Source organism: Corallococcus aberystwythensis, from assembly GCF_003612165.1.
Taxonomy (GTDB): domain Bacteria; phylum Myxococcota; class Myxococcia; order Myxococcales; family Myxococcaceae; genus Corallococcus; species Corallococcus aberystwythensis.
Window position 1 is genome coordinate 36360 of sequence record NZ_RAWK01000052.1, and the last position, 6583, is coordinate 42942.

A 6583-nucleotide genomic window follows, 5' to 3' on the forward strand; every position below is an offset into this window, starting at 1 on the left:
GCCTGTAGCCCACCGCACGCGGAAGGGCTGGCTTTGACGCGGCAATGACAGCCAGGGCGGAGCCTTCCACGGCGGCCGCTTTCCAGCACGCTCCCCCTCCCTACCTTCTCGCCATGAAAGCAAGCGCATGGCGAATGCGGCACGCTACCCCCGGGCGCTCCGGCATCCCGTCCCCGGGGGCAGGCCATGATTGAGGTGCGCACCTTCGAGGGTGACGCCTCCGAGGCCTCCTGGTTCCTCAACCGCGTCTGGCAGTCCACCTACGGCAAGACGGCGCCGCTCCCCGTCTGGGACCCGCGCTTCTGCGACTGGCGGCTGTTCCGGGGCGGGCAGGCGCCGCGCGACTACCTGCTGGCGGCGTACGAGGGAAAGCACCTGGTGGGCACCCTCTTCGCGGAGCCGGCGAAGCTGCGCCTGGGACGCCTGGAAGTGGACGGCAGCTACGGACTGCGGGCCACCGTCACGAACTCCCATCGTGGACAGGGCATTGGCGCGAAGCTCGCGCAGGAGCTGCTGCGGCGCCACCAGGACCGGGCGGCGCGCCTCACCCTGGGCTTCACGACCACGGAGCCCCGCCCGCCGGGCTTCTGGCGGCGGACGTGGAACACACGCCTCTTCGGCGGGCTGGGGATGTGGATGTATGCCTTTGACGCGCGTGCGCTCGCCCGCTGGTCCTTCACGGACAACGAGCGGAGGCTGTTCACGCTGGCGCATCCCTTCCTGCGTCACCGCTTCCGGGAGGCGGACCGCGAAGGCATCCGCCCCTACCAGCCCTCGGACCTGGGCCGCTGCACGGCGCTGGTCCACGACATGCTGCGCCCGGTGACGCTGGGCTACACGTACACGACGGAGCAACTGGCGGCGCAGCTCCAGTACCGGGACGTGCCGCGCACCTTCGTGCTGGAGCAGGACGGCGAGGTGCGCGGGCTGGTGAGCTCACACAGCCTGTTGATGACGGGCGTGGGGGAGCTCACCGCGGAGGTCGTGGACCTGATGGCCTTCCACGCCTCCGTGTCCGCCGCGGACCGGCAGCGGCTGCTCCAGGTGGCCATGCAGGACATGGAGCGCCGGGGCGTGGCCTGCGCGGGGATGCTGCGGGGGCCGGGCACCGAGGCCTGTCTGCTGCTGCGCTCGGGCTGGGTGCCCCTGCCCCGGCGCGCGAAGGTGACGTGCCTGATGCCCACCTGCGACCTGGACCTGCCCGCCGACCCGTGCGTCTTCACGCACCTGCGCTGACGCGCGAGCCCTGGACCTTGCGCAAGAGCCGCAGGGCTCCATGGGCCAGGGTCCGCACACCGCCGCCCGCGCAGACGCACAGCGCGGGCAGGACGAGCAGCAGGTACTGCGGCCACTTGGTGTTCCACAGCAGCAGGAACACCAGCCCCACGACGGCGGCCACCGCCCACACGGGCCGCTCGCGCCACGTCCGGGGCAGGCCCAGCACCGCCAGCGCCAGCAGGGCTCGCGCGTTGAAGTGCGTCAGGTAGATGCCCGGGTCGGAGCCCGACAGCCACGTGTCCGTGAGGAACACGAGCGGCTGGTACCAGGGCAGCGCGCTGCGGCGCACATGCTCGTTGTGTGAATAGTCCCAGTGGAAGGTGATGGACTCCCACAGCGACGCGAACGGCGACGACCACAGCGCGGGGTTCGCGAGGAGGAACACCGCCGCCGTGGACACGACGATGGCGGCCCAGGGACGCCACCGCGTGCGTGCGCCCGCCACCAGGAAGGGCAGGAACGTGAGCCCGCCCACCAGGCCATACGGATACTTCCCCGCCGCCGCCAGCCCCAGCAGCGCGCCGGACACCGCCGTCCATCCCGGCGCGAAGCCCTGACGGCGGGCCCGTTCGAAGGCCAGCAGCGCGAGCACCGCGAACAGCCCCGGCACGGCCTCCAGGTACGCCTGGGACGTGTACTTCGTGTGGTACGGGTCCCACGCGAGCAGGAGCGCGCCCAGCGGATCCACGAAGGCGACGAGCCCCACCTGGAGCACGCCGGCCACCGCGGACAGGCTCCGCGTCGCGCGGAACGTGGGGCGCGCGGCGTCCGGGATGGGCCGGCCCATGGGGACATCCGACCAATCCGGCTCGGAAGCGCCCGTCGCGCGCACGGTCCCGGCGAAGAGCAGCTTCACCAGCGGCGGGTGCTCGAAGTTCTCGCGCAGCTTGCCGATGTCGCCCCAGCGCCCTTCATCGAGCATCCGTGCGTAGGTGAAGGCGATGGGCAGGTAGGTCGCCTCGTCGAAGTCCTGGCCCAGCCGTTCCACCGCCTGGGAGCGCTGCCAGACGGCGACCACGATGGCGACGAGTGCGACGAGGAGGGCCAGCAGGCGCGTGCGGGACACGCACGCACGGATATCACGAAGGCCGCCGCGTGCTGCCCGCCGAGCAGCCGGAGTGTGACCCTGGTGGCGCGCGGCCGGATGCCCCAGCTTTGGGGCATGAGAATCGCACGCATCCTCACCGTTGCCGCCCTGCTCGCGGGCGGATCCGCCGTGGCGAAGAAGAACGACACCGTGGAGCTGCGGACGCCCGGGACGACCGTGCGTGCGAGCGTTGACGCGCAGGGTCTCCAGGGTCCGGAGGTGAAGCTCCGGATGACGGACAGCGCGCTGCAAGGACAGGCCTTCGAGCGGCCCGTGGACCTGAAGCTGTCGGACCAGCGCATCCAGGGCACCGTGGACCAGAAGCCCGTGGACCTCACCGTGCGCGAGCGCCCGGAGGTGGTGGAGATGATGGGCACCTTCGCGGGCCAGCCCTCGTCGCTGACGCTCAGTCCAGATGCGCTGACGGGGTCGGTGGGGCCGTGCGGCTACAACCTCATCATCGAGCGCGACCGCAAGCACTACCGGGGGACGCGCGCCTGCGGCGACCAGCGGGAGAACGACGTGTTCCTCGCCATCCCCAAGCCGTTGGAGCAGGAGTCCGCGTCCGGGCGCATGGCGGCGCTGAGCGTGCTGCTCTCCCAGCCCTGAGAGCGTGCACGCGGGGCTCGGGTGTAGTGAAGTCCCTGCCGTGTCCACCCTTCCCTCCGGCGTCGCGCCCGAGCGCACCATCGGGCCCCTCCAACTGCTGGCCCTGGGCGTCAACGGCATCGTGGGCGTCGGCATCTTCTTCGCGCCCGCGGAGGTCGCGGCGCAGGCGCCCGGCCTGGGCGCGGTGTGGGCCTTCGCGCTGACGGGGCTGGCGCTGGTGCCGGTGGCGTTCGCGTTCGCGGTGCTCGGCCGGCGGTTCGACTCGGATGGAGGGCCCGTGGTGTTCGCGCGCGCGGCGTTCGGCGAGCGCGTGTCGTTCCTCGTCGGCTGGGTGGCCTACGTCAGCGCCTTCCTGAGCACGTCCGCGGTGATGGCGGGCCTGGCGCGCGCGGTGGCGCCGTCGGTGGGCCTGGGCGGGCCCGTGGGCGAGCGGCTGCTGGCCTCCGCGCTGGTGACGGGGCTGGCGGCGCTGGTGGCCTCGGGCATCCGCGTGTCGGCCAAGACATGGACGGCGCTCACGGTGCTCAAGCTGGTGCCGCTGGCGGCGCTGCTGGCCGCGTTCTTCTTCCTGCCCGCCGGACAGGTGCCGCCGCCGCTGCCCGCCACGGGGGCGTCCTGGCTGAAGGCGGGCCTGACGGTGATGTTCGCCTACCAGGGCTTCGAAATCGTCCCGGTCATCGCCGGACAGGTGCGGACGTCGGAGCGCACGGTGCCCATGGCGACGGTGGGGTCGCTGCTGCTGGCGATGCTGCTGTACGTGGGGCTCGTGTGGGCGTGCGTGGCGGCGCTGCCGGACCTGGCGCGGGCGGCGGCGCCCCTGGCGCAGGCGGCGGGGGTCTGGGGTGGCGCGGGGTTGGAGCGGCTGGTGGGCGCGGGCACCAGCGTGTCCGCGCTGGGCATCTGCGTGGGGATGATGGTGACGACGCCGCGCTACCTGTCCGCGCTGGCCTCCGGAGAGCGTTCGCTGTTCGGGCTGGAGCGCATGTCCGCGTCGGGCGTGCCCATGCGGGCGCTCGCGGTGACGTGGGGGCTGGTGCTGGGGTTCGTGAACCTGGGGGACCTGTCGGAGCTCTTCGCGCTCTCCGCCATCGCGGTGCTGATGCAATTCGGTGTCACGGCGGCGGCGCTCGCGGTGCTGGCCCTGCGGCGGGAGCGGAACCTGCGGCCTGTGCACGCGCTGCTCGCGGTGCCCACGCTGGTGCTGGGACTGACGCTGGTGGCGTTTGGCGCGAGCGCGCGGGAGGCGGCGGTGGCCTCGGTGGCGGTGCTGGCGGGGCTGGCGTTGATGCGCCTGTCGCGGCCGAGGGAGCCAGCGCCCGTCCGCCTGCCCTGACGCCTCCGCACGTCAGGAGAGCGGGCAGGCCTGGGGACTACCCGGCACGTTGTGTTGCGAAGGGGTGACCGGGCCGGGAGACTCGCGAGGCGATGCTCGGGTACCAGGCGAATGCGCAGTGGCGGGACATGTCGGACTTCGTGGTGCACTTCACGAAGCCCGGGCCCCCGTACCACGACGCCTACCAGAACATGATGAGCATCCTGGGAGCGCGCACGCTCATCCCGGGCGCGGAGGGGTTTGGCATCGCGCGGCGGGAGGCGGTGGTGGCGGACCGGCACCGTTCGGTGTGCTTCAGCGAGATTCCGTTGGATCAGCTCGCGAGGCTGGTGCAGCGCCGGAGCCTGTACGGCATCGCCTTCCGCAAGAGCTTCATCCTGTCGCAGGGCGGAGGCCCCGTCTGGTACGTGCAATACGGCTCCCCGGCGCACCTGGCGATGAAGCACCAGTTGGATCAGGCCCTGTCGGCGAAGGAGCCGCGGAACGAGCCCGTCTGGGCGGTGACGCCCTTCGTGGACATCCAGGGGGACGCGCACAACGCGCCCTACAGCTACCGCTTCGACTGGGAGCGCGAGTGGCGCGTCCCAGGCCTCATGCGCTTCACGGAGTACGACGTCGCGGCGCTCTTCCTCCCGGAAGAGGTCCACACCCTGGCAAGGGACTTCTTCGCCTGGGCAGTGCGCGAGCGCGCGGGGCCGGGCTACTTCTGCCCCATGCTGGATCCAGGCTGGAAGGCGGAGCAGATCATGGAGGCGCTGGCGAAGCACCCCTCGGCACCGGTGGCGACGGAGCGCAAGAGCGCGCCGGGGTAATTGGCCGTTCCCTACCGCACCCGTTCAATGCGGTGCTTGCGGCCCTTGATGCGGCCTTCGCTCAGCCGCTGGAACGCCACCTTCACCACGCGCTTGGAGACGGCGACGAAGGCGTGGTGGTCGTGGATCTCAATCTTGCCCACGTCCTCTGCCTTGAGGCCGCCCGCTTCACCGGTGAGCGCGCCCAGGATGTCTCCGGGCCGCATCTTGTCCTTGCGCCCCGCGGAGATGGACAGCGTCTCCCAGCCGGAGATGAGCGACACGCCCGGCACGTTCTCCGGCACCAGCGCGTCCACGTCCCCCTTCTCCAGCTTCACGCCCGTGGTGCCTTCGATGTCGTCCACCTTGCGGCTGTCCGAACGCGTCACCAGTGACAGCGCCAGCCCGCGCCGGCCCGCGCGCCCCGTGCGTCCGATGCGGTGCACGTACGCTTCTGGCTGCTGCGGCAGTTCGTAGTTCACCACCGCGTCCAGCGCCTCCACGTCGATGCCCCGGCCGGCGACGTCCGTGGCCACCAGCACGCGCGTGCTGTGATTGCGGAACTTCGCCATCACCCGGTCCCGGTCGAACTGCTCCAGGTCCCCCTGCAAGCCGTCCGCGCTCACGCCCGCCTGCACCAGCGCTCGCGTCAACTCCACCACCACCGCCTTGAAGTTGCAGAACACGATGGCGGAGGCCGGCTGGTGCTGGCGCAGGAGCCGCAACAGCAGCGCCTGCTTCTCCTCCGGCGTGCACGCGTACGCCACCTGCTGGATGTCCGGCGCGGCCTCTTCCTGCGCCAGCGACACCCGCACGGGGTCCTTCTGGAACGCGCGGCTCAGCTTCTCGATGTCGTCCGGGAACGTCGCGGAGAAGAGCACCGTCTGCCGCTTCGCGGGCGTCGCGCCCAGCACCCGCTCCATGTCCTCCCGGAAGCCCATGTCCAGCATCCGGTCCGCTTCATCCAGCACCACCGTGGCCAGGTGCCGCGTGTCCAGCACCTCGCGGTCCAGCAGGTCGATGATGCGGCCGGGCGTCCCCACGCCAATGTGCACGCCCTTCTCCAGCGCCTCCACCTGCGGCCGGATGGGCGACCCTCCCGCGAGCGCCAGCACCTGCACGCCCGGCATCCTCCGCGCCAGCCGGCGAATCTCTCCCGCAACCTGCGCGCACAATTCGCGCGTGGGGCAGAGCACCAGCGCCTGGAGGTGCCGGTCCTGCGTGAGCTTCACCTTCTGCAGGATGGGCAGCGCGAACGCCGCCGTCTTGCCGCTGCCCGTGCGCGCCTGGCCCACCAGGTCCTTTCCCTGCAACAGCACCGGGATGCTCTGCGCCTGGATGGGGGTGGCGGTCTTGAACTCCAGTTCCTCCAGCACCTGGAGCAGCGGGGGCGACAGCGCGAGCGCGGAGAAATCCATCGGAGCCTCGGGGGGACGGAGGCACGGGGCGCCTCGGGAGAACGCGCCCTTGTACCAGCCTTCACAC

The 6583-nt window shown here is 71.5% G+C and carries 6 protein-coding genes; 4 read left to right on the forward strand and 2 right to left on the reverse strand.

The genetic code is table 11. The features are described 5' to 3' along the window. Window positions 1-186 precede the first annotated feature (186 nt). Entirely contained in the window at window positions 187-1236 is a 1050-nt protein-coding gene (locus tag D7W81_RS10955; protein ID WP_120555294.1) for a GNAT family N-acetyltransferase, read from the forward strand. Here the strand turns inward: D7W81_RS10955 and D7W81_RS10960 are convergent. Continuing rightward, complete coding sequence (locus tag D7W81_RS10960) at window positions 1220-2344, reverse strand: glycosyltransferase family protein (RefSeq protein ID WP_120555295.1); 1125 nt, start codon at window positions 2342-2344, stop codon at window positions 1220-1222. The genes D7W81_RS10955 and D7W81_RS10960 overlap by 17 nt on opposite strands. 96 nt (window positions 2345-2440) lie before the next feature. On the opposite strand from D7W81_RS10960, the gene D7W81_RS10965 reads away from it, so the two are divergent. The 3 genes from D7W81_RS10965 to D7W81_RS10975 all read left to right on the forward strand — a co-directional run bounded on the left by D7W81_RS10965 (window position 2441) and on the right by D7W81_RS10975 (window position 5119). Then, complete coding sequence (locus D7W81_RS10965; protein WP_147445432.1) at window positions 2441-2974, forward strand: hypothetical protein; 534 nt, start codon at window positions 2441-2443, stop codon at window positions 2972-2974. Window positions 2975-3053: 79 nt separating this feature from the next. Then, a complete protein-coding gene (locus tag D7W81_RS10970) occupies window positions 3054-4307 on the forward strand; it encodes an APC family permease (RefSeq protein WP_120555302.1) in 1254 nt (417 codons plus the stop codon). A 92-nt stretch (window positions 4308-4399) separates the two neighbouring features. Further along, entirely contained in the window at window positions 4400-5119 is a 720-nt protein-coding gene (locus D7W81_RS10975) for an abortive infection system antitoxin AbiGi family protein (protein WP_120555297.1), read from the forward strand. Window positions 5120-5130: 11 nt separating this feature from the next. Here the strand turns inward: D7W81_RS10975 and dbpA are convergent, their stop codons facing one another. Further along, window positions 5131-6516, reverse strand: coding sequence for an ATP-dependent RNA helicase DbpA (dbpA, locus tag D7W81_RS10980; protein WP_120555298.1), 1386 nt, complete (start codon window positions 6514-6516; stop codon window positions 5131-5133). Window positions 6517-6583 lie beyond the last annotated feature (67 nt).

Excerpts from the sequence above, each read along its gene's own strand:
- D7W81_RS10975 (WP_120555297.1), top strand. The coding sequence starts at position 4,400 with ATGCTCGGGTACCAGGCGAATGCGCAGTGGCGGGACATGTCGGACTTC.
- D7W81_RS10955 (WP_120555294.1), top strand. The coding sequence starts at position 187 with ATGATTGAGGTGCGCACCTTCGAGGGTGACGCCTCCGAGGCCTCCTGG.
- dbpA (WP_120555298.1), bottom strand. The coding sequence starts at position 6,516 with ATGGATTTCTCCGCGCTCGCGCTGTCGCCCCCGCTGCTCCAGGTGCTG.
- D7W81_RS10965 (WP_147445432.1), top strand. The coding sequence starts at position 2,441 with ATGAGAATCGCACGCATCCTCACCGTTGCCGCCCTGCTCGCGGGCGGA.